Genomic DNA, 24,572 nt, shown 5'->3' with positions numbered 1-24,572 from the left:
TCCGATGCCGACCAAAGCCAAGATCTGCGGGCTCTCCACTCCCGAAACGCTCGATGCCGCGATCGCGAACGGCGCCGCCTATGTCGGCTTCGTCTTTTTCCCGCCCAGCCCGCGCCATCTGGATCCGGAGCGTGCGTCCGCGCTCGCCGCGCGCGCGCCCGGCCATGTCCGCAAGGTAGGCGTGTTCGTCGATCCCGATGACGGGCTGATCGACGCCGCGATCGCCGCCGGCATCGATACGATTCAGCTCCACGGCAAGGAAAGCCCGGCGCGCGCGGCCGCGATCCGCGCGCGGACCGGTCTGGAGCTTTGGAAAGCGGTGCCCGTTCGCACCGCCGCCGACCTGGCCCCCACCACCGGATTTCGCGGCGCGGCCGACCATATCCTCTACGATGCGAAGACGCCGGATACCGCCCTGCTGCCCGGCGGCATGGGTCTGCGCTTCGACTGGAAGCTGCTCCACGGCTTCGTCCACCCCTTGCCCTGGGCGCTTTCCGGCGGGCTCGACGCCGCCAATGTCGGCGACGCGATCCGCACCACCGGCGCGACGCTGGTCGACACTTCGTCTGGCGTCGAATCCGCGCCGGGCATCAAGGATGTGGACAAGATCGCGGCATTCCTTAAAGCCGTGGCCGCATCATGACCGTTCAATCCACCCCTGCGGGAAGCGCCAATTCCCTTCGCACCCAGCCCGACGAGCGCGGGCATTTCGGCCAGTTCGGCGGCCGCTACGTCGCCGAGACGCTGATGCCGCTGATCCTGGACCTGGAGCGCGAATATCGCGCGGCGCAGCAGGATCCGGCGTTCCAGGCCGAATTCGACTATCTGCTCAAGCAATATGTCGGGCGCCCGAGCCCACTCTATTTCGCCGAGCGGCTGACCGAGGAACTGGGCGGTGCCAAGGTCTATCTGAAGCGCGAGGAACTCAACCACACCGGCGCGCACAAGATCAACAACTGCATCGGCCAGATCCTGCTTGCCCGCCGCATGGGCAAGACGCGGATCATCGCCGAAACCGGCGCCGGCCAGCATGGCGTGGCGACCGCGACCGTCGCCGCGCTGTTCGGCCTGCCCTGCACGATCTTCATGGGCGCGGTCGATGTCGCCCGCCAGCAGCCCAACGTGTTCCGCATGAAGCTGCTCGGCGCCGAGGTGCGCGCGGTCGAATCGGGTGCGAAGACGCTGAAGGATGCGATGAACGAGGCGCTGCGCGACTGGGTCGCGAACGTCCACGACACATTCTACATTATCGGCACCGTCGCCGGCCCGCACCCCTATCCGGAGCTTGTCCGCGATTTCCAGTCGGTGATCGGCAACGAGGCCCGCGCCCAGATCCTGGAGGCGGAAGGCCGCCTGCCCGACATGCTGATCGCCCCGGTCGGCGGCGGATCGAATGCGATCGGCCTGTTCCACCCCTTCCTGGACGACAGGCAAGTCGAGATCGTCGGTGTCGAAGCGGCGGGCGAAGGGCTCGATACCGTTCGCCATGCCGCGAGCATCGCGGGCGGCGTGCCCGGCGTGCTCCACGGGAACCGCACCTTCCTGCTCCAGGATGAGGACGGCCAGATCACCGAGGCGCATTCGATCTCGGCCGGGCTCGACTATCCCGGCATCGGCCCCGAACATGCCTGGCTGCACGATATCGGCCGGGTCCGTTACGAACCGGCCACCGATGCGGAGGCGCTCGCGAGCTTCCAGCGGCTCTGCAAGCTCGAAGGGATCATACCGGCGCTTGAATCCGCCCACGCGCTTGCGGTCGCCGAACGGATCGTACCGGGCATGGCGAAGGACAAGATCGTGATCGTCAATCTTTCGGGGCGCGGCGACAAGGATATCTTCACCGTCGCCCAGGCGCTGGGAGTGGAATTGTGAGTCGCCTTCCCGCAGCCTTCGCGCGTGCCGCGTCGCAGGACCGCGCGGCGCTCGTCACCTTCGTCACTGCCGGTGATCCCTCGCCCCAGGGTACTGCCGCCGTCCTCGATGCTCTCGTCGCCGGCGGAGCCGACGTGATCGAACTCGGCATGCCGTTCACCGATCCGATGGCGGACGGCCCGGCGATCCAGCGCGCCAATCTGCGCGCCCTGGGCTCGGGCACCACGACCGCCGCGATCCTCGATATCGCGCGCGACTTCCGCGCCCGCCATCCCGAGGTGCCGCTGGTGCTGATGGGCTATGCCAATCCGATGGTCCGCCGTGGGCCGGACTGGTTCGCCGCCGCCGCGCGCGATGCCGGGGTCGATGGCGTGATCTGCGTCGATATCCCGAGCGAGGAGGATGACGCGCTCGGCCCCGCACTGCGAACCGCGGGCATCGACCTGATCCGCCTCGCCACGCCGACCACCGATGTCGCCCGGTTGCCCGCCGTGCTCGAGAACGCGTCGGGCTTTCTCTATTATGTCTCGGTCGCGGGCATCACCGGCTTGCAACAGGCCGCACAAGCCAGCGTCGAAGCCGCCGTCGCACATCTGAAAGCCGCCACCACTCTGCCCGTCGCCGTCGGCTTCGGCGTCCGCACGCCCGAACAGGCCGGCGCGATCGGTCGTGTCGCCGATGGCGTCGTGGTCGGATCGGCCATCGTCGAGCTGGTCGAGGCGCATGGCGCCGATGCCGCCGGACCGGTAAGGGATTATGTCGGATCGCTCGCCACAGCGCTCGCGACCGCACGAAAGGAGCTCGCAGCATGAGCTGGATCAATCGCGTCCGCAACGCCATCCCCTTCATCGCCAAGCGCGAGACCCCCGACAATCTCTGGCATAAATGCCCGGGTTGCTCGCAGATGATCTTCGTCAAGGAATATGAGGAGAATCAGTCGGTCTGCCCCAAATGCGGGCATCATGGTCGCATCGGCCCGAAGGTTCGCTTCGCCCAGCTTTTCGATGACGGTCGCTACCGCTCGATCCCCAACCCGAAAGTGGCGGACGATCCGCTGAAATTCCGGGATTCGAAGAAATATACCGATCGCATCAAGGCCGCGCGCACCGCGACCGGAGAGGTTGATGCGCTGCTCAACGCCATCGGCACGATCCAGGGGCATCGCGCCGTTGTCGGTGTTCAGGATTTCGCGTTCATGGGCGGATCGATGGGCCTGGGCGTCGGCGCCGCTTTCGTCGCGGGCGTTCGCGCCGCGATCGAGGAACGCGCACCCTATGTCATCTTCACCGCCGCCGGCGGCGCGCGCATGCAGGAAGGCATATTGTCGCTGATGCAGATGCCGCGCACGACGGTCGCGATCGCCGAACTGCGCGAAGCCGGCCTGCCCTATATCGTGGTGATGACCGATCCCACCACCGGGGGCGTCACAGCATCCTATGCGATGCTGGGCGACGTCCAGCTTGCCGAGCCCAACGCCCTGATCGGTTTCGCGGGCCAGCGCGTGATCGAGAACACGATCCGCGAGAAACTGCCCGAAGGCTTCCAGCGCGCGGAATATCTGCTCGACCATGGCATGCTCGACATGGTGGTGGAGCGCAAGGACCTGCCCGAAACGCTTGGCCGGTTGATCGGCTATCTGTGCGGAGACAGGCTCGCCGCCTGACCGCCCCGACAATTCAGGGGCCCCGACAATGGCCGATTCCGCACGCTCAGCCGATCCCGCCGTCCAGCGCCAGCTCGACCGGCTGACGATGCTGTCACCCGGCCGCGACGTGCTGGGGCTGGAGCGTATCGCCGCGCTGCTCGATCGGCTCGGCAATCCGCAGCACCGGCTGCCGCCCGTCTTCCATGTCGCCGGCACCAACGGCAAGGGATCGACATGCGCCTTTCTGCGCGCGGCGATCGAGGCGGCGGGGCTGCGCGCGCATGTCTATAGCTCGCCGCATCTCGTCCGCTTCAACGAGCGCATCCGCATCGCCGGCCATCTGATCGACGACGCCGAACTGGCGCCCTTGCTCGCCGAGGTACTGGACGGTTCGGAAGATATCCATCCGAGCTTCTTCGAGGCGACGACGGCGGCGGCATTGCTCGCCTTCACGCGTCATCCGGCCGATGCCTGCGTGATCGAGGTCGGGCTCGGCGGGCGGCTCGACGCCACCAACATCCTGCCGACCGCAGCTGCCTGCGGCATCGCGCAACTCGGCATCGATCATGAAGCCTTTCTGGGCAACAGCGATGTCGGCATCGCCGGAGAGAAGGCAGGAATCGCCAAGCGCGGCGTTCCACTCGTCACCATGGATTATCGCCCCGCGCTGGCCGATCGCATCGCTGCGGTCGCCGCCGACGCGGGTGCGCCGGTGCTCGCACGGCGCGAGGCCTGGGATGCCGCCATCTATCAGGGCCGGCTGCATTACCGCGACACCCGCGGCAAGGTCGAAACCTCCCTGCCCCGCCTTCCCGGCGACCATCAGGCGATGAACGCCGCACTCGCCTTCGCCATGCTGCGGCATCAGGACGCGATCGCGATTCCCGACGCCGCGCTCAAGGCCGCGACCGGCTGGGCCGAATGGCCGGCGCGCATCCAGCGACTGGAGGCCGGGCCGGTGCGCGACCTGCTGCCCGCCGGCGCCACGCTCTGGCTGGATGGCGGCCATAATCCCGCCGCCGGCGAAACCATCGCGGCGCATTTCCGCGGCATCGGCGCAACAGAACTGCATATCGTTCTGGGCGTGCTGGCCAACAAGGATCCGCACGGGCTGCTCGCTCCCTTTGGCGGCATCGCCGCGAGCATACAGACTGTTGAGGTTCCGGATCATGAGCATCACGCTCCCGCCGATCTCGCCCGCATCGGCATCGCACTGGGCATCCCGTCCGAGCCCGCCGGCGACGTCGCAACCGCGCTTCGTCGGATCGCGGCTCGCTCGGACAGTTCCGTGCAGGTGTTGATCCTCGGCTCCCTCTATCTCGCCGGCGCCGTGCTCGCCGCGAACCACCAGATTCCCGCCTGACGACCGGCGCGATAAGCGCTTCATTCGTCGAAAACCCCGTAATCCCGGGACAGGGACGGAATGCGATCCGGCCGGTGATCGTGTGCGCTCAAAAGAGTCGTTATTGATATTGACTTGCAATAACGCGCTGTCATGATGCTGCTCATAGCGAGGATAGCGCGATGTCAGATCACAATACCGATGACCTTTCCGCCCCAGCCCGTCCGCTTCCCGGCGGACGCAGCGACAGGATTCTGCTGTTCGCGGTTCGGCGTATCGCCGTCCACGGCCTGGACGATGCCCACGCCGCCCACGCGATCTTCACGCATTTCGGGCTCGGCTATCGCCGCCCGCTGGTGCTGATCCGGGCGATGATGGCGGAGATCGCGCGCGCCTCTGTCCTCACCGTGATGGTGGCACCCTGCTGCTGCACACGCATGACCAGGCACGAAGCGACGCTGCTCTCCGCGATCGAAGCCGGGCTGGACGACGCACCGCGCGCCAATGCGCTGCTCGGCGAACTGATGGGCACGCACGATACGCTGGGCGTGCTGACCACCGCACAGGCGGTGGCGCAGTCCTTCTTCGATCTCGGCAAGCCTTTGTCGCTCTATGATTGAGGCGGCCCGCCTCTCCGCTCAGAAATCCGCCGCCATCGAGACGCTGAGCCGGCGCTGCCCATTGGGAACGAACACGGCGGAGGCATTGGTCCGCCAGCCAAAATTGTTGAAGAGATTACCCAGGCGAGCAACGATGCTCGCAGGTGCCCCCGCAAGCTTGAAGCGATAGCGCGCAGAAAGGTCGAGCACTGATCGCGCGGGGATCGAGAGGCGGTTGTCCGCGCTAGCCATGCGCGCACCGACACTGGTGACGGTCGCCCCCACCGAGAATGCCTTTGCCCATGGCAGTTCATATTCGCCGCTGACGATGGTCAGTCGACTCGTCTGCCCCACCGGCTTGCGGCCGATGATGCCGGCGCGCACTTCCTCGCCCGTCACCCGTGGATCGAGGAACAATGTGCCCGCGACCAGATACAAGCCCTGTACTGGCGAGCCGGTGAGCGACATCTCGATCCCGCGCTGGCGGAAATCGCCGAGGCGGCGATAGACACCGTCCGGATCGATGTTGAAATAGGGTTTGCGCACGTCGAACACGCCGGCAACCAGCCTCAGATTGTCGGAAAATGCATAGCGCAGGCCGGCATCGACCTGCCGGGTGCGCAGCGCCGGCGATGCCGCATTGCGGTTCACCGCATTGTTGGGGGCGACGCCCCCCTCCTCCAGCCCCTGGGTATAGCTGCCATAAACCGCGAGCCCGCCGACCACGCGCATCGCCCCGGCGACATTGGCGAGCCAGGGCGAATCCCGTCCTTCCACCGGAACCGGGTCATCGGGCGCGATGGTTTCCTTGCGATAAAACGCCTTTTGCAGCCCGGCACTGAGTTCCAGGCGACCGAACAGGCGGCCTTCATAGGCGAGCGCACCGGTCAACTGGCGGACATGATCGCGCGTCTTGGGCCCGAACGCGATCACGGGCTCCGGCTGCGGATCGGGAATGCCGATGCGCGCGACACCCAGATCCACAAGCGCGGCACCACCATAGCGGCGATGCTGATCGCGTGCGCGAACGACGAGATGCACACGCTGCGGCGCGCGATCGGCCCCGAAATCATGCGTCAGCCGCAATTCGCCCGACATCGATGCGAAGCGCGTATCGCGTTCCTGCACCATCACCCGGTTGGCGGTTCCGTCGGGCAAGGTGTCGAGAAACAGATCGGCATAGTTCCGATCGATCGAGAAGAGCGAACGAAAGGCGCCGAAGCGGACCGTGGTACGCCCAAGATCGAGTCTGGCCAAGGCGCCGAAATTCGCCCCGACATTGCGATTATCGGCCCATGACTGGCCATAGAAGCGATCGCGCTTGATCCGGGGTGGCAGATAGTCGCCCGCCACGTAGATCGCCGGCTGGGTTTCACCCGCCCATGACCAGCTTGTGCTGCCGAAGACGATAAGTTCGAAGCGATCGCTGGGCGTCCAGCGCGGCATGACCGCGATATTGGCATAGCCCGACGCGGCACTATAGCCGTCGTCGGTCTTGTTCAGCGTTCCGCCCGCGACCAGGCTCAGGCGATCGCGCTGCAAGGGGAGTTGGAGATCGGCCTCGATCCCGAGCGAACCGAACGGCCCCGCGCTGGCCAGCAGGCTGCGCACCGGTTTGTCCCCCGCCCGGATCAGCGCATAATCGACGATGCCGGTGGGCGCCGGCAGGGGATAGCTCTGCGCGGAAATACCGATCCGGATCGTCGCGGCACTGATGAGATGGCTGACCGGATCGATCTGCTGATCGAAATACAGCCCGTCGATCCGCGCATTACCGGCATCGATCGCGCTGAACCCGCGTGCCTCGTTGGGATTGTAGAGCCCGATATCCTCATTGCCTATGGTGGTGCCGAAGGCATCCTCGGCACTGCGTACGGCATTGTCGTCCGCGCGCTGCGCCGCCGCCGTGCCGCCAAGGGCCAATGCAGCAACCGATGCCGAAAAAATGCGACGGACATGGACTGGACTGAAAGACATGCGTGGCGCTCCGCTCTCCCTGACGACGCGCTATCAAAGCGCAGCGGCGTGAGCACATGCGTCAACGCAGCGTCACCGCTTCGTCAAATCCGGGCGGTCAGCGGATTCATTGCCTCTGGCGCAATGGCGGCAGGCCCAGCCTGGCCCGTTCCGCATCGACGAAAAGGTCCAGGCGACGATCGATTGCCGCAAGGCGCGGATCGGAGACCAGCGAACCGAAGACTCCACTCTTCGCCAACGGCCGATAGGGAATCGACAGCAACTGATCCGGCATGTCGCGCGCCATGCGTTCGAGCACGTCCAGCGCGGTCGAGCGGTCGCCGGTCAGCACTGCCGCGACGGACTGGTCGAGAAGCAGGAGATGCGGTCCGGCGCGCTTCCGAAGCGCATTCTCGGCCTGCGCGCCGATCCTCGATGCGATGGCGCGCGATTCGTCGATCCGTCCCGCCTTGCGCATCGCAAGGGCGATCGCTCCCGCCTCGACAGGATGGACGATCTCGCCCGGCCGATAGCGCGCCGCGCTGCCGAAACGCCGATCGAACAGGCCCAGCAGCAATCCATCGTGCCCATTGGCGATCAGCGCGTCGTTGACGTCCCACAGTCCCGAACCGGCCTGCCAGAAGGTCTCGGCATTGGCGCCGATCTGCCTGGCCAGTTCGTCGTAACGGCCGCTGACGCTCAAGCGCCCCAGCCAGTCGCCGGATTCGAGCTCGGCAAAAGCAGCCTTGGTCTCGCCGATGATCGCAAGCTGCGAGGCGAGCTTGAAATGGCTTTGCCGATCTTCCGGTGCCAATTCGACCATGCGACGCGCGAACTGCACTGCATCCGCCAGCCGCCCGTCGATCTGCGCCAGCACGAGCTGGAGCTGCGCCTTTGCGCGCTCGTCGTTGGAAAGCGCGAGGAAGCGCCGCACGACCGGCCGAACCTCCTGGCCATGGCCGGTATCGGCGAGGGCGACGATGAGATGCTCATAGCTCAGCCCCCAGAGCGGATCGATCGCGACGGCACGGCGAAAGGCTGCGATCGCCTCGTCGGTGCGGCCGACGACCATCAGCGCCTGCCCGAGCCAGCGATGGAATTCGGCTCGCTGCGGATCGAGCGCGACGGCGCGCCGATAATAGGGCAGCGATGCGGCATCGCTGTGCGTAAGCAGGCCCAATGCCGCCTGTGCTTCCGCCAATTGCGGATCGAGGCCCGCAGCCAGCGTTGCCTCTCGTCTGGCTTCGCTTTCCGCGGCGGCATATTCGCGCCGGCCATAGGTCGTGGGATGCCGCGATTGCAGGATCAGGACCTGCGAGAGCAGGGCGTGGAGCGGCGCATGATCGGGCTGCATCGCAATCGCTTCGCGAAGCGCCCGCTCCGCAGCGGCGAGCGGCGCCGCGCGGCGATCGCGGATCAGGGCGCGCGCGGCCAGATAGCGATCATAAACCTGGGGAAGCGGCGGCGGCCGCTTTGGCGCCGATGCCTGTGCGAACGACCGTCCAAAGCGTTCCGCCACCGCCGCGGCGATGTCGCTCTGCAACGCGAAGGCGCCGCCGGCCCGCCGATCGAACCGGTCGGACCAGAGCACCGATCGGTCGGCAACACGGATCAGCCGGACGATCACGCGCAACTGGCTGCCTTCGTGCTGGACGCTGCCTTCCACCAAGTGCGTGATGCCGAGTTCGCCGGCCAGATGCGGGACATCGCCATTGCCCACCAGCTGGTTCGCGGTGAAGCGGCCGACGATGCGCACGCCCGGCAAGCCGGCCAGCCGGTTCTGGACTTCCTCGCTGATCCCGCCGGTCAGCGGCGAAGAGCTTCCGGAAAGCTGCTGGAAAGGGATCACCGCGATCACCGGAGGCGATGCCCGTGCCGGGCGCAGGAGCAAGAACCAGGCGGAAGCGGCGATGCACAACAGGATTGCCGCAGCACCGATACCCCATATCCGCCGGCGCCGTGCAACGGCCGGTATCGCCCGGCCGGGCGGCGGCGATACCGGCACCTCCCCGGACGACGCGGATGATGGCACCAGCCGCAAACGCTCATAGAGCGCGCGCGTCTCCTGCGCCGGAGCCGCATCCATTTCGTCCGCGAGCCAGCGCGAAAAACCCTGATAACGACGATGAAGCTGCGCGGAATCGCCATTGGCGGCATCCACCCGCAATGCCACGCGCAACAAGCGCTCGTCATGCGGCGCCAGACGCAGGATCTGATCGACGATGTCGCGCGCCACGACGCCCTTGTCCTGCGCCAGCGCCGCTTCCGCGCGCTGCCCCGCAAGCTTCGCAAGATGATCGATCAACCTTGCTCGCTCGTCGCGCAGCCATGTGTCGAGTTCGTCGGAAATCCCGTCGAGCCCGCCAAGGAACGGTGTCCGCATGAGCGCCAGGATCGGTGCGAGTTCATCGATCCCGGTGCCCCCGGCCAGGCCGATATCGTGATCGAGCGTGCCGGGCGCGAGCATCACGCGATCCTGCTCCGTCAGGATCGCATGGTTGCCGATGGTCGCCCGCAATTCGTAGACGACCTGGCGCAGACTGGCGCGCCCCTGTTCGTCCGGCCGGTCGGGCCACAGGATATCGACGAGACGCTGCCGCGCGAGACCGCCATCCTCGAGCGCCAGCAAGACAATCAGCGCGCGCGATTTGCGGGTCCGCAGGACGATGGGCTGACGGGCATCCCCGGACAATATGATGTCACCCGCCAGGCGCAGATGGAAACGGCACGGGCTGGTGCCGGAGGACTCCAAGCTTTCGTCGAAATGATCGAAGGCCGCGCTCATCGCCGGCAGTCTATCAGCCGCTTTGGTTTGCACCAGCCTCCCGGCATTGATGCATGCGGACAATGAACGGCATCCGCTTGCCGGACCCAGGACAGCTTCCCATATGCGCGGCATGACGGCATTTTCGGTTCTCGACCTGTCCTCGATCGTCGAAGGCAGCAATGCGGGCGCTGCGCTCGCCAATTCGCGCGATCTCGCCCGCCATGCCGAGGCATTGGGGTATAAGCGCTTCTGGATGGCCGAGCATCACGGCATGGTCGGGATAGCGAGCGCGGCCACCGCCGTCGCGCTCGCCCATGTCGCGGACGGCACATCGACGATCCGCATCGGCGCGGGCGGGATCATGCTGCCCAACCATTCGCCGCTGGTGATCGCCGAACAGTTCGGCACGCTCGCCGCGCTCCATCCGGGCCGCATCGACCTGGGCCTGGGCCGCGCGCCGGGATCCGACATGCGCGTGGCGCAGGCGCTGCGCCGCAACCTCAATACGGATGCGAACCAGTTCCCGCGCGACGTGGTGGAATTGCAGGCCTATTTCGCGGGCGATCCGCGCCTGGGCATCGATGCGGTGCCCGGCAAGGGCGAGGATGTGCCGCTCTATATCCTGGGATCCAGCCTTTTCGGCGCGCAGCTCGCGGCGGCGCTCGGCCTGCCCTACGCCTTCGCCTCGCATTTCGCGCCGGGCGACATGGACGCGGCGATCGCACTGTATCGTCGCAACTTCACGCCCTCCGCGCAACTCGCCAAGCCCTATGTCATGCTCGGCTACAACATCTTCGCGGCCGATACCGACGAAGAAGCCGAACGTCTCGCCAGCTCGATGCAACAGGCTTTCGTCGCCTTGCGCACGGGCAATCCCCGCCAGCTTCCCCCGCCCGTGCCCGGCTATCGCGACACCCTGCCGCCCCAGGCGCAGACGATGCTCGATCATGTGCTCCAGGCATCGGCGATCGGATCGCGCGAGACGGTGCGCGCCAAGGTCGCGGCATTCATCGATCGCACGGGCGCCGACGAACTCATCATCGCCTGCCAGATGTTCGATCATGCGGCGCGCAAGCACAGCTTCTCGATCGCCGCCGAAGTCCGCGAAAGCCTTGCCGCCGACGCTCCGGTCTGCTGAAGCAACGCCCATGTCGATGGAAACGCGCCGCATCGGGCCACTCACCGTCTCGGCCATCGGGCTGGGCTGCATGAACCTCAGCCATGGTTATGGCCCGCCGCCCGCCGAAGCGGAGGCGGTCGCGCTGCTCAACCGCGCACTCGATCTCGGCTGCACCTTTCTCGACACGGCCGCGATCTATGGCGTCGGCGGCAATGAACGGCTGCTCAATCGCGCGGTGATGCATCGCCGGTCCGAATTCACGCTGGCGAGCAAATGCGTGCTCGATGCCATCGACGGCAAACGCGTGCTGGATGCCCGCCCTGAAACGATCCGCAGGACGCTGGACGATGCCCTTCTTCGGCTCGGTACCGACCGGATCGATCTTTATTATCTCCATCGGCCCGATCCGCAGGTGCCGATCGAGGAGTCGGTCGGCGAATTGTCGCGCGCGATCGAGGCGGGCAAGATCCGGACGATCGGGCTCAGCGAGATGAACGCGCCGACGATCCGGCGCGCCCATGCCGTGTATCCGATCGCGGCCGTGCAGAGCGAATATTCGCCATGGGTGCGCAATCCCGAGATCGCGGTGCTCGGCGCCTGCCGTGAACTCGGCATCGGTTTCGTGGCCTTCTCCCCGGTCGGACGCGGTATGCTGACGGGCACGGTGCGAACCCCATCCTATGCATCCGGCGATATGCGCAACCAGCTTCCACGCTTCCAGGAACCGCACTTCAGCCACAATCTGCACGAAGTCGCGCGGTTCGAAACGCTGGCAGCCAATGCCGGCGTCGCGCCGGCGCAGCTCGCGCTCGGCTGGGTCCTGTCGCGCGACGAGACGATCGTGCCGATCCCGGGCACGCGCAACATCGCCTATCTCGAAGAAAATCTGGCGACGGCGGCCGTGTCGATCGACGACGCTGTCCTTGCCCAGGTCGATGCCCTGTTCACTGGAGACACCGTCCATGGCGGCCGCTACAGCAGGGACATGCAGGCGATGGTGACCACAGAGACCTTTCCGGGCGAGCTTGGATGAGCGGTACGCCTCCATTTCTGGAGCGAATGAAACTCGGTTTCGTGAAGCGCTGCCCGATCTGCGGAGAAGGCCCGCTGTTTCGCGGTTATCTGAAGGTGCATGCGCATTGCCCGCATTGCGGCGAGGAGAATGGCCGTCACCGCGTGGACGACGCCGCATCCTATTTCACAGTGCTGCTCGTCGGCCATCTCGTGCTCGCGCCGATCCTGTTGATCGAGCCGCTCTGGCTGATGCCGCTCTGGCAATCGCTCGCGATCGTGCTGCCGGTGATGATCGGCGTCACCCTGGTCGCGCTGCCCCATATCAAGGGTGCGGTGCTGGGCGCGCTCTCGGCCGTCGGCAGCAGCGGATCGGCCTGATCCCGCAGGATCAGGGCTCGCGCACAGCCTCGACCGCCGCGAGATCGTCGCGCAGGATCAACCGCTCGATCCGGCCATTGTCGCCGGCCACGAACTCCACCCAGCGATCCGCGTCATTCGCATGGACGAAATTGCTGCGATCCGCCGGCACCAGCGCCTCGCCGCCACCGGGTCTGCCGCCGATCCGGAGCACGCCATCGACAACCGCGACATGGATGAGCGGATAAGGGAGCGACATGCGCATACGCTCACCGATCGCCCCGGCAAGAGCTTGTATGCGGTAGGCGCCCTGGATCTCCGACATGTTCGCGGCGGATAATGACAGCGCGGGCACTTCGGCGACGCCGGTATCGGGCCAGCCCTCCGTCACCGCGACCGCGCGCCGGATTTCGGGATAAAGGCGCGCGCCGTCCGCGCCATTGGTGAAGATCACCACGCCGTTCCCGCTCGCCAGATTGCCTTCCATCCAGGCGCGATAGCTGTCGTTCGATCCGCCATGATGGAAACGGCGGGTAGCGCCGCGCCCGTCGAGAAACGGTCCCAGGCCGACGGGCCCGGGTGCCACCGCCGCCATCATCTGTTCGGCGAGCGGCCGGCTGAGGAACGCGCCGCGCGCGCCGCGATAGGATGCAATGAATGCCGCGACCATGCGGGCATAGTCGCTGGGCGTGGTCCACAGCCCCGATGCCGCCGTTTCCGGCATGGCTTCGTAGCCACGCGGCAGCGCTCTGGCCTTGCCATCGGAGCCATGGGCCCTGGCGATATCGCCAAAGCCCGGATCGAGCGGCTGCGCGAAGGTGCTGCGCCTCATGCCGAGCGGCCCGAACAGATAGCGCCTGGCGGCAGTCTCGAAATCGACGCCCAGCACATCCTCGACGACAAGCTGCTCCACCGTCACGCCGCCGCCCGAATAGCGAAACTGGGTGCCCGGCGTGTAGACCATCCTGACCGCCTCGGTCCGCGACGGCGCACGCCCCTCGAGCGTGTCCAGGATCGTGGGGAGCACGTCTCCCGGCTGAAAATCCGGAAAGCCATGCACGTTCAACCCGGCCGTGTGCGACAACAGGCGGCGCAAGGTGACGACATGCCCCTTCGCCAGCGGGCTCTCGGGAATCTTCCAGCGCTTCAGATAGGCATTGACGTTGCGATCGAGATCGAGCCGCCCTTCATCCACCATCCGCAACACCACCGCGGCGGTCGCGACCTTGCTGAGCGAGCCGACCGAGAACATCGTCTCGGTCGTCACCGGATCGGACTTGCCCGCCTGGCGCAGGCCATAGCCGCGTGCCCATGCCAGCTTGCCGTCGCGCAGGACGGCCACGCTGGTGCCGGCGACGCCATAGGTCGCAAGACGTTCGGCAACAGTCCAGCGGATCTGGGGGGTGCCGGCGACATGGACCGCCGGCCGCAATGCCTTCACCACGGCATCACCGTCCCTTGCGAGAGCCATGCCGCCGAGCGGAACTGAGGCAAGCGCGAGCGCCGCAGCGATGGCACGGATCATCATGTCCTCCTCACCCCCAAGATGCCGATCAGGCCGGTCTGCGCGCGATCGCTTCCACTTCGACCAGATAGCCATGATGCAACGGCCCCGTGGGCACCACGGCGCGCGCCGGGCGATGATCGCCGAAAATCTCGGCATAGATCGTGTTGCAATGCCCCCAATGCGCGACATCGGAGACATAGATGGTCGCCTTCACCACATCCTCGATCCCCGCGCCCGCCGCGCGCAGCACCGCGATCAGGTTGCGGAACACCTGCCGCGCCTGGGTATCGAAATCGGCGGTGGCGAGGTCGTGGCCGCCATCTTCCGATATCGGAAGCTGGCCGGATACGAAGATCAGATCGCCGAACACGATGCCGGGCGAATAATGACCGCCGGGGGCCGGAAGATCGGCCGGAAAAACAGGAACGATATCGGTCATCACCATCCTCCAAAACGCAACCAGCGATCGACGACGGCAGCCCTTGCCTCGTCGGTCACCAGATAGGCTTCATGCTGACTGCCCGTTGCGCAGGCATGATTGGGCAATATGCGCACGAGATCGCCGACCGCCAGTTTCGGCAATTCGGCGGTGCTGCCGGGGCGCAGCGCGATCGCGCCATGTTCCTGGTTCGCCTCGGTCATGATCAGGTCCGGATAGACATTGCCCTCCAGATCACAGACCAGCCCATAACCCTGATCGACCGGCTGCGACGCGGTGCCCCGATCGCGCGACATCGCGGTCCAGCCGGCATCGACGACATAGCGCCCGCGCTCCGCCTGCACGGTATTGACGCTGGCCAGCACCGACAGCGCGATATCGTCGACCGCGCAGACACCGATTCCCGCCATCACCAGATCGAAGAAGACGTAGACGCCCGCGCGCGCCTCGGTGACGCCGCTCATGTCCTCCGAAAAGAGCACGCTGGGGGTCGAGCCGATGGAAACGATCTCCGCGCCATGCCCCAGTGCGCGCAGCGTCTCGGCCGCCGCCACCGCGCCATCGCGCTCGAGAGTCGCGAAATCGCGCAGTGCTTCGTCGGATCGCGCAGAATAGCTCTCGCCGGCATGCGTAAGGACCCCCGCCAGGCAGGCGCCCCCGGTCAGGCGATCGGCGATCGCCCCAAGCAGCGCACCGTCATGCGGCTTCACGCCCGCGCGGTGCCCGTCCGAATCGATCTCGATCAGCACCGGCACGGGGCTGTCATCGGCCGATCCACTGCCCGCAAGCGCGGCCGCCGTCTCGGCACTGTCGAGGATGACTTTCAAATCGACCCCATCGCGGCGCAACGCCCGGGCGCGATCGAATTTATTGGGCGTGAGGCCCACGGCATAGACGATGTCGGTATAGCCCGCCTCGGCCAGCCGTTCCGCCTCGCGCAGCGTCGATACGGTTACCGGGCCGCGCAGGCCGCCCGTCATCCGTTCGATCACCTCCAGGCACTTGGCGGTCTTCACATGCGGGCGCAGGCCCACGCGAAGCCCGGCCGCCTTGGCGCGCATGCGTTCGATGTTGCGTGCCATGCGATCGGGATCGAGCAGCAGCGCCGGCGTCTGCAAGGCCGCAAACCCCTGCCCGCCCGTCTCGTTCGCCATCCCATGCCCTTTCATCATTTCAGTCGATCACGGCTTCTACAAGCGGGGCTCGCCATCGTCATGTGGCCTGTTCTAAATGGTGGATTAAGGAGTATCTTAATGCTGACCGCCGACGATCTTGAACTCTTTGCGGCCATCGGCTCTTCCCCCTCGCTCGCCGCAGCGGCACGGGCGTTGGGCGTCACGCCCCCCGCCGTCAGCCAGCGACTGACGCTGATCGAACGCCGGCTGGGGCTGAAGCTCGTGGAGCGCGACGGCAAGGGATTGCGGATCACCGCGGACGGCGAACTTCTCCTCGATCGATCGAACGACATATTGACGCGTCTCTCCGTGCTTCGCGAGGAACTCGCGGAGCGGCGCGGCGGCGCGTCGGGCGAATTGCGGCTGGTCGCGCCGTTCGGCTTCGGTCGCCGCCATATCGCGCCACTCGTCGCACGCTATCATGCCCATCGCCAGGATGTCCGCGTCGACCTGACCCTGTCCGACCGGCCGGGCCTCGGCATCGCGTCGGCATCGGACATATTGATCCGCATCGGCGAGAGTCGCGACAGCGATCAGTTGGCGACGGTCATCGCCCCCAATCGCAGGCTGTTATGCGCCGCGCCCGCCTATCTTCGGAAACATGGCGCACCGGCCGACCCGTCAGTGCTGCGCGAACATCGGTGCATCGCGCTCAGGGAGAATGACGAGGATGTGACACTGTGGCGCTTCAAGGGGCCGAAAGGCGAGCAGGCCAGCGTCCGGATCACCCCATGCCTGTCGAGCAACGACGGAGAGGTGACCAAGGCGCTGGCGCTGGATGGACTCGGCATCACCGTGCGATCCGAATGGGATGTCGCCGACGATCTCGCCGCCGGGCGGCTGGTGCGGTTGATGCCCGATTGGGGGCTGCCCGACGCCGATATCACCGCGCTGCTCGGGCGGCGCGGTGCGCGCTCGGCGCGAATCGACGACTTTCTGGAGCTGCTGCGTCAGTCGCTCCGGCCGGTGCCCTGGCGAGCGGTTACCGATTGACGACGCGCTGTTCGACGACCTGATCGAGAGTCCAGCGGATCGAAGACGCATCGGCCGGCGGATTGGCGATCTTTTCCTCGATGATGCGCAGCCGATATTCGACACCAGGCCGAGGTTCGAAATCGACGATGCCGCCATAGTGAAGCGCCCAGGGCGCGCTTTCACTCTCGCGAATCTGAAGGCAGGTCATCGGCGCGACGCCGGCGCACGGCTTGGTTTCGGCCGAAACATAGATGAACTTGCGCGGCGCATCGGCAGCCGGCTTGTGCGCGGCGCGATAGGTGAGCGTGCCGCCCTTGGCCGTCCGCAGCACCAGTTGATCGCCGGTGATCCGGTACCGCGTCACGGTCGACAAGGCCTCGGTATAGGCGCGCTCGGTCGACATGGCCGGCTCGGGACAAGCCATTTGCGTGCTGACGAAACGGCCCTTGCCCGCGCCCAGTTGGAGCGCGCTTCCCTTGATCTTGAAGGCGCCGCCGGCGCGGTTGCATCCCGTCGCGGTGGAGAAATATCCCTTCGCCACATCGAAATCGAGGCGCAGAGGCTTGCCGTCCGGCAGATCCCTGCCGCTCCATTCGACAAGATCCCAATGATGCGCGGCGAGCGCGGCAGCGTTCTTGCCGGCGGCGGGCGAGGTAGCAGCGGCATGGGCCGTGCCCACCGACAATGCGACGGCAAGGCCGATCAGCAATCCGCCCGCCCTGTGATTGAAAACCATGCGTAACTCCATTTCGACACTGAGGGCGCCTTTGGAGCATGCCGAATGAATGCGGCATGTCCCCAGCGTTGTCGATCCGTCAGGATTGCATCAGAGCGGCGCATGCCCTCTCATCGGCCGGTTTCGACCGATTCACGCTTCTGACGATCAATGGAGATTGGTGCCCCTGGCCGGAATCGAACCAGCACTCCTTTCGGAACTCGATTTTGAGTCGAGCGCGTCTACCAATTTCACCACAGGGGCACTGCCGGGGCCATTAGACCGACGAAGCGAATGCTGCAACCGTCAGTTCCGCGGCGCCTGTCTGCGATAGCTTAATGCCTCGGCGACATGGACGCGCCCTACCCCCTCGCTACCGGCAAGATCGGCGATGGTGCGTGCCACGCGCAGGATCCGGGTATAGCCGCGCGCTGAGAGCCGCATCGCTTCCGCCGCCTGGGCGAGCAAGGCGCGACCGGGCTCGTCGGGTGTGGCCACGGCCTCCAGCAGATCGCCGTCGATCTCGGCATTGGTCCGGGCGCCCTTGCCGGTATAGCGATCGGTCTGAATCGCCCGCGCTTCGGCGACGCGCGCGGCGACCTCCGCCGATCCTTCGGCGGGCGCGGGCAACAATAGGTCGGCAGCGCTCACCGGCTGCACTTCGACGTGCAGGTCGATACGATCGAGCATCGGCCCCGAAACCTTGGCCTGATAATCGGCGGCGCAACGCGGCGCACGCGCGCAGGCCAGCGCCGGATCGCCAAGATGGCCGCAGCGGCAGGGATTCATCGCGGCGACCAACTGGACGCGCGCGGGGAAAGTGACATGCGCATTGGCCCGCGCCACCGTCACCGTGCCGGTTTCCAGCGGCTGGCGCAGCGAATCGAGCACCGCGCGCTGGAATTCGGGCAGTTCGTCGAGAAACAGCACGCCGAGATGCGCCAAGCTGACCTCACCCGGCCGCACCTTCAACCCGCCCCCGGTGAGCGCCGCCATCGAGGCGCTGTGATGCGGACTGCGAAAGGGTCGTGCGCGCACCAGCCGGCCGTCCGCCAGTTCTCCGGCGACCGAGGCAACCATCGAGACCTCCAGCGCTTCCGCCGGCGTCAGATCGGGCAGGATTCCCGGCAGGCACGCCGCCATCAGCGACTTGCCCGCGCCCGGCGGGCCGATCATCAGCAAATTATGCCCACCCGACGCGGCGATTTCGAGTGCTCGTTTCGCACTCTCCTGCCCCTTCACCTGCCGCAGGTCCGGCCCCGACCGCGGATCGGAGACCATGCCGGGCTCGGGCGGCGGCAATGCGCGGCTGCCCTTGAAATGATTGAGCAGCGACAGGAGGTCGGGCGCGGCGATCACCTCCACCTCTCCCGCCCAGGCAGCTTCCGGCCCCTGCGCGGCGGGACAGACCAGCCCAAGGCCGCGTTCGGCGGCGTGAATGGCCGCGAGCAGCACGCCCGAGGAATTCGCGACACGCCCGTCGAGCCCCAGTTCGCCCACCACCAGATAGGATGAGAGCGTCTCGGCATCGATCACGCCCATCGCACCGAGCAACGCCAGCGCGATCGGCAGATCGTAGTGCGATCCCTCCTTGGGCAGATCGGCCGGGGAGAGATTGACGGTGATGCGCTTGGGCGGCAGCGCCAGGCCGATCGCGGCGATGGCGGCCCGCACGCGTTCGCGGCTTTCTGCCACCGCCTTGTCCGGCAGCCCGACGACGACGAACGCCGGCACACCCGCCGCCACCTGAACCTGCGTCTCGACGCTGCGCGCCTCCAGCCCCAGATAGGCCACGGTCGAAACGATCGAGACCACGCACGCCCCCCTTTTGTTCCGCTTCTTCTACGATCTTCCGCCCATGAGTCGAGACGAAATATCGCGCAGGTGTCTTGCGGGACTAGAACAGCACCCCCACATCGCCCGCATGACGCTGAGACACCGGATCAGGCTGTTCATGGCCAGCGAGCCGATGCGCTGGACGATGCTGGCCATCGGCTGGCTGTTCATCGCCGTCACCCCACTGGTCGGGCCGATTCCCGGCCCCGGCGGCGTCATCACCTTCGCGATCGGCGCCGGACTGGTGCTCAAGAATTCACGCTGGGCGAAACGCCGCTATGTCCGCTTCAAACAGCGGCATCCGAAATGGGGAAGCTGGTCCGACTGGAGCCTGCGGCGCGAGAGCGCGAAGCGGCGCGAGGCGATCGCGCGGGAAACGTCGAGCGAGAGCGATTGACTTGAGAGACGCTTTTGCCTATCGGCCCCGCAACAGCGGCCGCTCGCAGAGGCGGCCCTTTTCCGTTTTGACGAATGAGGACATGAGCGATGAAGCGCACCTTTCAGCCGAGCAATCTCGTGCGCGCGCGCCGGCACGGCTTCCGGGCGCGGATGGCGACCCCGGGTGGGCGCAATGTGATCCGCGCGCGCCGCGCACGCGGCCGCAAGTCGCTGTCGGCCTGAACCGACCCAGCTTCGGCATATTGGGTCGCCGCGCGGATTTCCTCGCGGCGAATTCGGGCAAACGCGTGGCAATGCCGGGCTTCGTCCTGCTGGTGAAAGATCGGCAGGACGGCGATCCGGCGATGCGGATCGGTTTCACCGTCACCAAGAAAATCGGCGGCGCTGTCGTCCGGAACCGGATGAAGCGCCGTTTTCGTGCGCTCGCACGCGAAATGCTGCCCGAGCGCGGCATCGCCGGTGCCGATCATGTGCTGATCGGCCGCGCTGGCGGTGTAGAGCGCGATTTCTCCGCGCTGCGCCAGGAACTGGTCAAGGCGCTGGACCGTGCCGCGCGATGATCGCGAAGCTTTTGATCGGCATCGCCCGGCTATGGCAGATCGGCCCTTCGCGCATCCTGCCGCCCAGTTGCCGCTACTCGCCATCCTGTTCGGCCTATGCAATCACCGCACTGGGGCGCTATGGAGCGCTCAAGGGAGGCTGGCTTTCCGCCAGACGGCTCGCCCGTTGCCATCCCTGGGGCGGCTCCGGCCACGATCCGGTTCCTTGATCCGGCTGTTTCCATGACCTTGGGGGAAGACACTTGACCGATAACCGCAACATGATCCTCGCGATCGTGCTGTCGCTGGCGGTACTGCTCGGCTGGAGCGCGCTTTCGAGCCATTTCTTCCCGACCGCGAATCCGCCGGCGACCAAGACCGTCGACGGCAAGCAGGTGCCCGTCGCCAACCCGACGGCCAGCCCCGCCTCCAACGCGCCCAAGGCGCTGCGCGAACGCGCGCTGGTATTGGCGGAAGCGCCGCGCGTCCGCATCGACACGCCGGCGCTCAAAGGTTCGATCAACCTGAAGGGCGCGCGCGTCGACGATCTGACGCTGACGCGCTTCAACGAGACGATCGCCAAGGATTCGCCGCCCATCCGCCTGCTTTCGCCCGGCGGCGCGAAGGACAGCCAATATGCCGGCTTCGGCTGGACCGGCCAGAATATCGCGCTTCCGACCGCAGACACCGTCTGGACGCCGAGCGCTTCGACGCTGACGCCGGCGACGCCAGTCACGCTTTCGTGGGACAATGGCCAGGGCCAGCGCTTCCAGATCACCTATCGGGTCGATCCGGACTATATGTTCACGGTCGAACAATCGGTGGCCAACACCGCCGGCGGCGCGATCGCCGTCCAGCCCTATGGCTTCATCAGCCGCGACGGCGTGTCCAAGGATCCCGACAGCTGGACGATCCACACCGGCCCGATCGGCGTGTTCAACAAGCTGGTCGATTACGACATCAATTTCTCGACCGTCGACGAGGCGGGCAATGCCGGCGTCGCGCGCAGCTCGACCGGCGGCTGGATGGGCTTCACCGACAAATATTGGCTGACCGCGCTGATCCCTGACCAGGCGGCGACGGTCCAGGCCTATTTCCGCGTCGGCGCCGATCGTCATTACCAGGCCGATTTCACGCTGCCCGCCACGATCGTCCAGCCCGGCAAGGCCGTGCGCACCACCGCGCGGCTGTTCTCGGGCGCAAAGGAGGTCAATCACCTCGATCGCTATGAAGACACGCTCGGCATCCCCAATTTCGGCAAGGCGATCGACTGGGGCTGGTTCGAAGTGTTCGAAAAGCCGATCTTCAAGCTGCTCGACTTCCTGTTCAAGCTGTTCGGCAATTTCGGCGTCGCGATCATCGGCCTGACCGTGATCATCCGCGGCCTGATGTTCCCGATCGCACAGAAGCAGTTCAAGTCGATGGCCGGCATGCGCGCCGTCCAGCCCAAGATGAAGGCGCTCCAGGAACGCTGGAAGGACGACAAGCAGAAGCTGCAGGCGGAAATGCTCAACCTGTACAAGCAGGAGAAGGTCAATCCGCTGGCGGGCTGCCTGCCGATCCTGCTGCAGATCCCGATCTTCTACGCGCTCTACAAGGTGCTGCTGCTCACCATCGAAATGCGGCACCAGCCCTTCGTGCTGTGGATCAAGGACCTGTCCGCGCCCGATCCGCTGACCCCGGTCAACCTGTTCGGCCTGCTCGATTTCACGCCGCCGCACATCATCGCGCTGGGCGTGCTGCCGATCCTGCTCGGCGTGTCGATGTGGCTGCAGTTCAAGCTGAACCCGCAGGCGACCGATCCGGTGCAGCAGCAGATGTTCTCGATCATGCCCTGGGTGCTGATGTTCGTGATGGCACCCTTCGCCGCCGGCCTCCAGCTCTACTGGCTGACCAACAACATCCTCTCCATCGCCCAGCAGAAATGGCTCTATAGCCGCCATCCCTCGCTGAAGCAGGTCGAGGCGAAGTGAGTTCGCGCAGGACATGAGTGAAATCGATCCCGAAGCGATCGAGGCCGCGCGAAAGATCTTCGCCGGCCCCATCGCCTTTCTGAAATCGGCGCCCGCGCTCAAGTTCCTGCCGAACATGGACGCGCCGGAGATCGCCTTTGCCGGGCGTTCGAACGTCGGCAAATCCTCGCTGCTCAACGCGTTGACGGGGCGCAATGCGCTGGCGCGCACGTCGAACACGCCGGGCCGTACCCAGGAGCTCAATTTCTTCGATATCGGCGATCCGCTGATCTTCCGCCTGGTCGACATGCCCGGTTACGGCTTCGCCAAGGCGCCCAAGGATGTCGTCAAACAGTGGCGCTTCCTGATCAACGATTTCCTGCGCGGCCGCGCGGTGCTCAAGCGGACGCTGGTGCTGATCGATTCGCGCCACGGCATCAAGGATGTCGACCGCGACGTCATGAAAATGCTCGACGATGCCGCCGTGAGTTACCGGCTGGTGCTGACCAAGGCCGACAAGATCAAGCCGACCGAGCTGGCCGATACGCTGGCACGCACCGCCGAAGAAGCCCGCAAGCGCCCCGCCGCGCATCCGGAGATCATCGCGACATCGAGCGAAACCGGCCTGGGAATCCCGGAATTGCGCGCGGCGGTGATCGAGGCGGTGACCGACTGAGCCCGGGTGCCGTCCGATGCGCGCGCCTCTTCACCATCCCGGCCCCGCGGTAGCCATTTGTTGTCGCATCATTTTGGCGGAAAACCGGTTTCCACTTTTCCGCACGATGCTTTAGCAAACCACCATGAAAGCCCGATCGTCGAAGACGCGCCCCCTTCCCTATAGAATCGGCTGGTGGATCGGGCGGGGCATCGTGTTCTTCGTCACGGGATCGGTGCTGTGGGTGCTGATCTACAAATTCGTGCCGCCGCCGATCACCGCGACGATGATCGGTGACGTCGTCGCCGGGCGCGGCCTCACCAAGGACTGGATGAGCCTGTCCGAAATGGACCCGAACATGGCTCGCGCGGCGATCGCCGGTGAAGACGGCAAATTCTGCTCGCATGGCGGCTTCGACCGGGATGCGATCGAGGATGCCATGAAGCGCAACGCCAAGGGTGGCCGCATCCGGGGCGGATCCACGATCAGCCAGCAGACCGCCAAGAACGCGTTCCTGTGGCAGGGTGGCGGTTATTTCCGCAAGGGCCTGGAAGCGTGGTTCACCGTCCTGATCGAAGCGATCTGGGGCAAGAAACGGATCATGGAAGTCTATCTGAACGTCGCGGAAACCGGCATCGGCACCTATGGCGCCAATGCCGGCGCGATGCGCTATTTCCGGCACGATGCCAGCAGACTGACTCCGGAGGAAGCCGCGCGGATCGCGGCGGTGCTGCCGCTGCCCAAGAAGCGCGAGGCGATCGATCCTTCAGGCTTTACGCGCCGGCACGGCAACCGGCTCGCGCGCTGGATCGGCGTCGTGCGACGCGATGGGCTGGACAGCTGCCTTAAGTAACCGCTGTCGGCGCTATTTCTTTTCGTCGCCGGTCAGCTTGTCCGCAGCCTTTTCCGCCGCATCGCCGATCTTCTTGGCGCTGTCGCCAACCTTGCCCGCAGCGTCAGCGACGGCATCGTCCTTGCGGGTCTCGCCCCTGTTCATGTCGAGCATGAAAAAGGCGACCACCGCGATCATCGCGACCAGGATGATCGCGATAATCACGCTGCCGCCGCCACGGCGTTCCACCACGGTCGTCCCCGGCGCGCCGCGCTCGATGATGCGTTCGGTGACATTGCCCGCCGCATCGGTGCGTTCGGTGATTCTTTCTTCGGTCATCACAACCTCCTCAAAGCCTCACGCGAACAAACGCCGTGAGGCTTGAGGACGTTCCGACCGCGTTACGTGGAGTCGCAATGCCAAGGTGCAGGGACACTGACGCGTCCGCAAATTGGAACGCTCAAACGCCGCGCGGGCTTCACCTGGATGCGATGAGCCACGCTCATAGCATTCTGGTGAAATCAGAACGGCAGCTTGAAACCCGGCGGCAGCGGCAGGCCGCTCGTCATCTTGCCCATTTCCGCGCTCGATGCGGCATCCGCCTTGGCGCGGGCGTCGTTGAACGCGGCGGCGACCAGATCCTCCAGCATCTGCTTTTCGGACGGCGCCAGCAGGCTTTCGTCGATATCCACGGCGATGATCCGGCCTTTGGCGGTCGCCCGCACCTTGACCATGCCGCCGCCCGACACGCCTTCAACCTCGATCGTGTCGAGATTGGCCTGCGCCTTTTGCAGCTCGTCCTGGACATTCTTCGCCATGTTCAGGATTTCATCGAGGGATTTCATGTCTCTACTCCAGTCATACGCGGTCGAGGGG

26 protein-coding genes and 1 tRNA gene are annotated in these 24,572 nt (G+C 65.9%); 17 read left to right on the top strand and 10 right to left on the bottom strand.

All coding sequences use genetic code 11. From position 1 onward, the window contains the following. Positions 1–4: 4 nt before the first annotated feature. The 6 genes from K7G82_RS02690 (at position 5) to K7G82_RS02665 (ending at position 5,479) form a co-directional block, all read left to right on the top strand. Positions 5–643 carry a phosphoribosylanthranilate isomerase gene (locus tag K7G82_RS02690; RefSeq protein WP_222988260.1) on the top strand — a complete coding sequence of 213 codons (639 nt, stop codon included), beginning with the start codon at positions 5–7 and terminating at the stop codon, positions 641–643. After that, positions 640–1,872 carry a tryptophan synthase subunit beta gene (gene trpB / locus K7G82_RS02685; protein ID WP_222988259.1) on the top strand — a complete coding sequence of 411 codons (1,233 nt, stop codon included), beginning with the start codon at positions 640–642 and terminating at the stop codon, positions 1,870–1,872. Before K7G82_RS02690 ends, trpB begins: the two co-directional genes overlap by 4 nt. Continuing rightward, positions 1,869–2,684 (top strand): tryptophan synthase subunit alpha, encoded by an 816-nt coding sequence (gene trpA, locus K7G82_RS02680; protein WP_222988258.1) that lies wholly within the window; start codon positions 1,869–1,871, stop codon positions 2,682–2,684. The genes trpB and trpA overlap by 4 nt, the downstream gene beginning before the upstream one ends. Then, the gene (accD, locus tag K7G82_RS02675) at positions 2,681–3,535 is read left to right on the top strand and encodes an acetyl-CoA carboxylase, carboxyltransferase subunit beta (protein WP_222988257.1); all 855 of its coding nucleotides are present in this window, start codon (positions 2,681–2,683) and stop codon (positions 3,533–3,535) included. Before trpA ends, accD begins: the two co-directional genes overlap by 4 nt. Positions 3,536–3,563: 28 nt before the next feature. Next, positions 3,564–4,880 carry a bifunctional folylpolyglutamate synthase/dihydrofolate synthase gene (locus K7G82_RS02670; RefSeq protein WP_222988256.1) on the top strand — a complete coding sequence of 439 codons (1,317 nt, stop codon included), beginning with the start codon at positions 3,564–3,566 and terminating at the stop codon, positions 4,878–4,880. Between the two features lie 161 nt (positions 4,881–5,041). Continuing rightward, a complete protein-coding gene (locus K7G82_RS02665; RefSeq protein WP_222988255.1) occupies positions 5,042–5,479 on the top strand; it encodes a DUF6628 family protein in 438 nt (145 codons plus the stop codon). 18 nt (positions 5,480–5,497) lie between these two features. Here K7G82_RS02665 and K7G82_RS02660 read toward each other — a convergent pair whose 3' ends face one another. Continuing rightward, positions 5,498–7,435, bottom strand: a complete 1,938-nt coding sequence (locus K7G82_RS02660; RefSeq protein ID WP_222988254.1) for a TonB-dependent receptor domain-containing protein — start codon at positions 7,433–7,435, stop codon at positions 5,498–5,500. 106 nt (positions 7,436–7,541) lie between these two features. Beyond that, the gene (locus tag K7G82_RS02655; RefSeq protein ID WP_222988253.1) at positions 7,542–10,199 is read right to left on the bottom strand and encodes a BTAD domain-containing putative transcriptional regulator; all 2,658 of its coding nucleotides are present in this window, start codon (positions 10,197–10,199) and stop codon (positions 7,542–7,544) included. Positions 10,200–10,311: 112 nt separating this feature from the next. Between K7G82_RS02655 and K7G82_RS02650 the strand changes: the two genes are divergently transcribed. Genes K7G82_RS02650 through K7G82_RS02640 form a run of 3 tightly spaced genes read left to right on the top strand, consistent with a single transcriptional unit; the run spans position 10,312 to position 12,693 of the window. After that, on the top strand, positions 10,312–11,319 hold the full coding sequence (locus K7G82_RS02650; RefSeq protein WP_222988387.1) for an LLM class flavin-dependent oxidoreductase: 1,008 nt from the start codon (positions 10,312–10,314) through the stop codon (positions 11,317–11,319). A 10-nt stretch (positions 11,320–11,329) separates the two neighbouring features. Then, a complete protein-coding gene (locus K7G82_RS02645; RefSeq protein WP_222988252.1) occupies positions 11,330–12,334 on the top strand; it encodes an aldo/keto reductase in 1,005 nt (334 codons plus the stop codon). A 26-nt stretch (positions 12,335–12,360) separates the two neighbouring features. Then, positions 12,361–12,693 (top strand): DUF983 domain-containing protein, encoded by a 333-nt coding sequence (locus tag K7G82_RS02640; RefSeq protein WP_222988251.1) that lies wholly within the window; start codon positions 12,361–12,363, stop codon positions 12,691–12,693. A gap of 10 nt (positions 12,694–12,703) precedes the next feature. Here the strand turns inward: K7G82_RS02640 and K7G82_RS02635 are convergent, their stop codons facing one another. From K7G82_RS02635 to K7G82_RS02625, 3 genes are read right to left on the bottom strand one after another with little or no spacing between them, the layout of a single operon-like run. Next, positions 12,704–14,197, bottom strand: coding sequence for a serine hydrolase domain-containing protein (locus K7G82_RS02635; RefSeq protein ID WP_222988250.1), 1,494 nt, complete (start codon positions 14,195–14,197; stop codon positions 12,704–12,706). Between the two features lie 28 nt (positions 14,198–14,225). After that, positions 14,226–14,618, bottom strand: coding sequence for a RidA family protein (locus K7G82_RS02630; protein ID WP_246623181.1), 393 nt, complete (start codon positions 14,616–14,618; stop codon positions 14,226–14,228). Continuing rightward, positions 14,618–15,772, bottom strand: coding sequence for an alanine racemase (locus K7G82_RS02625; RefSeq protein WP_246623180.1), 1,155 nt, complete (start codon positions 15,770–15,772; stop codon positions 14,618–14,620). Before K7G82_RS02625 ends, K7G82_RS02630 begins: the two co-directional genes overlap by 1 nt. Before the next feature lie 99 nt (positions 15,773–15,871). Here K7G82_RS02625 and K7G82_RS02620 point away from each other — a divergent pair, with 99 nt between their 5' ends. Next, positions 15,872–16,786, top strand: coding sequence for a LysR family transcriptional regulator (locus K7G82_RS02620; protein ID WP_222988248.1), 915 nt, complete (start codon positions 15,872–15,874; stop codon positions 16,784–16,786). Here the strand turns inward: K7G82_RS02620 and K7G82_RS02615 are convergent. From K7G82_RS02615 to K7G82_RS02605, 3 genes are all read right to left on the bottom strand, one after another. Continuing rightward, positions 16,776–17,504 carry an META and DUF4377 domain-containing protein gene (locus K7G82_RS02615; RefSeq protein WP_222988247.1) on the bottom strand — a complete coding sequence of 243 codons (729 nt, stop codon included), beginning with the start codon at positions 17,502–17,504 and terminating at the stop codon, positions 16,776–16,778. The two genes, K7G82_RS02620 and K7G82_RS02615, sit on opposite strands and share 11 nt — an antisense overlap. Positions 17,505–17,662: 158 nt before the next feature. Further along, positions 17,663–17,747, bottom strand: a tRNA-Leu gene (locus K7G82_RS02610). Between the two features lie 42 nt (positions 17,748–17,789). After that, positions 17,790–19,298 carry a YifB family Mg chelatase-like AAA ATPase gene (locus K7G82_RS02605; RefSeq protein WP_222988246.1) on the bottom strand — a complete coding sequence of 503 codons (1,509 nt, stop codon included), beginning with the start codon at positions 19,296–19,298 and terminating at the stop codon, positions 17,790–17,792. 109 nt (positions 19,299–19,407) lie between these two features. Here K7G82_RS02605 and K7G82_RS02600 point away from each other — a divergent pair, with 109 nt between their 5' ends. From K7G82_RS02600 to mtgA, 7 genes are all read left to right on the top strand, one after another. After that, positions 19,408–19,716 carry a hypothetical protein gene (locus tag K7G82_RS02600; protein ID WP_246623179.1) on the top strand — a complete coding sequence of 103 codons (309 nt, stop codon included), beginning with the start codon at positions 19,408–19,410 and terminating at the stop codon, positions 19,714–19,716. An 89-nt stretch (positions 19,717–19,805) separates the two neighbouring features. Beyond that, positions 19,806–19,940 (top strand): 50S ribosomal protein L34, encoded by a 135-nt coding sequence (gene rpmH / locus K7G82_RS02595; RefSeq protein WP_222988245.1) that lies wholly within the window; start codon positions 19,806–19,808, stop codon positions 19,938–19,940. A gap of 20 nt (positions 19,941–19,960) precedes the next feature. Next, complete coding sequence (gene rnpA / locus K7G82_RS02590) at positions 19,961–20,278, top strand: ribonuclease P protein component (protein ID WP_222988244.1); 318 nt, start codon at positions 19,961–19,963, stop codon at positions 20,276–20,278. Next, complete coding sequence (yidD, locus tag K7G82_RS02585; protein WP_222988243.1) at positions 20,275–20,487, top strand: membrane protein insertion efficiency factor YidD; 213 nt, start codon at positions 20,275–20,277, stop codon at positions 20,485–20,487. The genes rnpA and yidD overlap by 4 nt, the downstream gene beginning before the upstream one ends. A 33-nt stretch (positions 20,488–20,520) precedes the next feature. Then, positions 20,521–22,230: a membrane protein insertase YidC gene (gene yidC, locus K7G82_RS02580; RefSeq protein ID WP_222988242.1), complete on the top strand. Its 1,710-nt coding sequence runs from the start codon at positions 20,521–20,523 to the stop codon at positions 22,228–22,230. Between the two features lie 13 nt (positions 22,231–22,243). Next, positions 22,244–22,885, top strand: coding sequence for a ribosome biogenesis GTP-binding protein YihA/YsxC (gene yihA, locus K7G82_RS02575; protein WP_222988241.1), 642 nt, complete (start codon positions 22,244–22,246; stop codon positions 22,883–22,885). 124 nt (positions 22,886–23,009) lie between these two features. Further along, positions 23,010–23,717, top strand: coding sequence for a monofunctional biosynthetic peptidoglycan transglycosylase (mtgA, locus tag K7G82_RS02570; RefSeq protein ID WP_222988240.1), 708 nt, complete (start codon positions 23,010–23,012; stop codon positions 23,715–23,717). 12 nt (positions 23,718–23,729) lie between these two features. Here mtgA and K7G82_RS02565 read toward each other — a convergent pair whose 3' ends face one another. Then, on the bottom strand, positions 23,730–24,035 hold the full coding sequence (locus tag K7G82_RS02565; protein ID WP_246623177.1) for a hypothetical protein: 306 nt from the start codon (positions 24,033–24,035) through the stop codon (positions 23,730–23,732). A 182-nt stretch (positions 24,036–24,217) separates the two neighbouring features. Further along, positions 24,218–24,541, bottom strand: a complete 324-nt coding sequence (locus K7G82_RS02560) for a YbaB/EbfC family nucleoid-associated protein (protein ID WP_222988239.1) — start codon at positions 24,539–24,541, stop codon at positions 24,218–24,220. Positions 24,542–24,572 lie beyond the last annotated feature (31 nt).

The sequence above is a fragment of the Sphingomonas colocasiae genome, from assembly GCF_019880585.1.
GTDB lineage: Bacteria > Pseudomonadota > Alphaproteobacteria > Sphingomonadales > Sphingomonadaceae > Sphingobium_A > Sphingobium_A colocasiae.
The sequence above is the reverse complement of the archived record's forward strand: the minus strand, read 5'-3'. Positions and strand labels throughout refer to the sequence as shown.

Coding starts and splice junctions, on each gene's coding strand:
- K7G82_RS02615 (WP_222988247.1), bottom strand. CDS start 17,504: ATGGTTTTCAATCACAGGGCGGGCGGATTGCTGATCGGCCTTGCCGTC.
- K7G82_RS02670 (WP_222988256.1), top strand. CDS start 3,564: ATGGCCGATTCCGCACGCTCAGCCGATCCCGCCGTCCAGCGCCAGCTC.
- K7G82_RS02600 (WP_246623179.1), top strand. CDS start 19,408: ATGACGCTGAGACACCGGATCAGGCTGTTCATGGCCAGCGAGCCGATG.
- K7G82_RS02635 (WP_222988250.1), bottom strand. CDS start 14,197: ATGATCCGTGCCATCGCTGCGGCGCTCGCGCTTGCCTCAGTTCCGCTC.
- K7G82_RS02645 (WP_222988252.1), top strand. CDS start 11,330: ATGTCGATGGAAACGCGCCGCATCGGGCCACTCACCGTCTCGGCCATC.
- K7G82_RS02630 (WP_246623181.1), bottom strand. CDS start 14,618: ATGACCGATATCGTTCCTGTTTTTCCGGCCGATCTTCCGGCCCCCGGC.
- accD (WP_222988257.1), top strand. CDS start 2,681: ATGAGCTGGATCAATCGCGTCCGCAACGCCATCCCCTTCATCGCCAAG.
- K7G82_RS02565 (WP_246623177.1), bottom strand. CDS start 24,035: ATGACCGAAGAAAGAATCACCGAACGCACCGATGCGGCGGGCAATGTC.
- K7G82_RS02665 (WP_222988255.1), top strand. CDS start 5,042: ATGTCAGATCACAATACCGATGACCTTTCCGCCCCAGCCCGTCCGCTT.
- K7G82_RS02660 (WP_222988254.1), bottom strand. CDS start 7,435: ATGTCTTTCAGTCCAGTCCATGTCCGTCGCATTTTTTCGGCATCGGTT.
- K7G82_RS02560 (WP_222988239.1), bottom strand. CDS start 24,541: ATGAAATCCCTCGATGAAATCCTGAACATGGCGAAGAATGTCCAGGAC.
- mtgA (WP_222988240.1), top strand. CDS start 23,010: ATGAAAGCCCGATCGTCGAAGACGCGCCCCCTTCCCTATAGAATCGGC.
- rpmH (WP_222988245.1), top strand. CDS start 19,806: ATGAAGCGCACCTTTCAGCCGAGCAATCTCGTGCGCGCGCGCCGGCAC.
- K7G82_RS02650 (WP_222988387.1), top strand. CDS start 10,312: ATGACGGCATTTTCGGTTCTCGACCTGTCCTCGATCGTCGAAGGCAGC.
- K7G82_RS02690 (WP_222988260.1), top strand. CDS start 5: ATGCCGACCAAAGCCAAGATCTGCGGGCTCTCCACTCCCGAAACGCTC.
- K7G82_RS02625 (WP_246623180.1), bottom strand. CDS start 15,772: ATGGCGAACGAGACGGGCGGGCAGGGGTTTGCGGCCTTGCAGACGCCG.
- yihA (WP_222988241.1), top strand. CDS start 22,244: ATGAGTGAAATCGATCCCGAAGCGATCGAGGCCGCGCGAAAGATCTTC.
- K7G82_RS02655 (WP_222988253.1), bottom strand. CDS start 10,199: ATGAGCGCGGCCTTCGATCATTTCGACGAAAGCTTGGAGTCCTCCGGC.
- K7G82_RS02640 (WP_222988251.1), top strand. CDS start 12,361: ATGAAACTCGGTTTCGTGAAGCGCTGCCCGATCTGCGGAGAAGGCCCG.
- yidD (WP_222988243.1), top strand. CDS start 20,275: ATGATCGCGAAGCTTTTGATCGGCATCGCCCGGCTATGGCAGATCGGC.
- K7G82_RS02620 (WP_222988248.1), top strand. CDS start 15,872: ATGCTGACCGCCGACGATCTTGAACTCTTTGCGGCCATCGGCTCTTCC.
- trpB (WP_222988259.1), top strand. CDS start 640: ATGACCGTTCAATCCACCCCTGCGGGAAGCGCCAATTCCCTTCGCACC.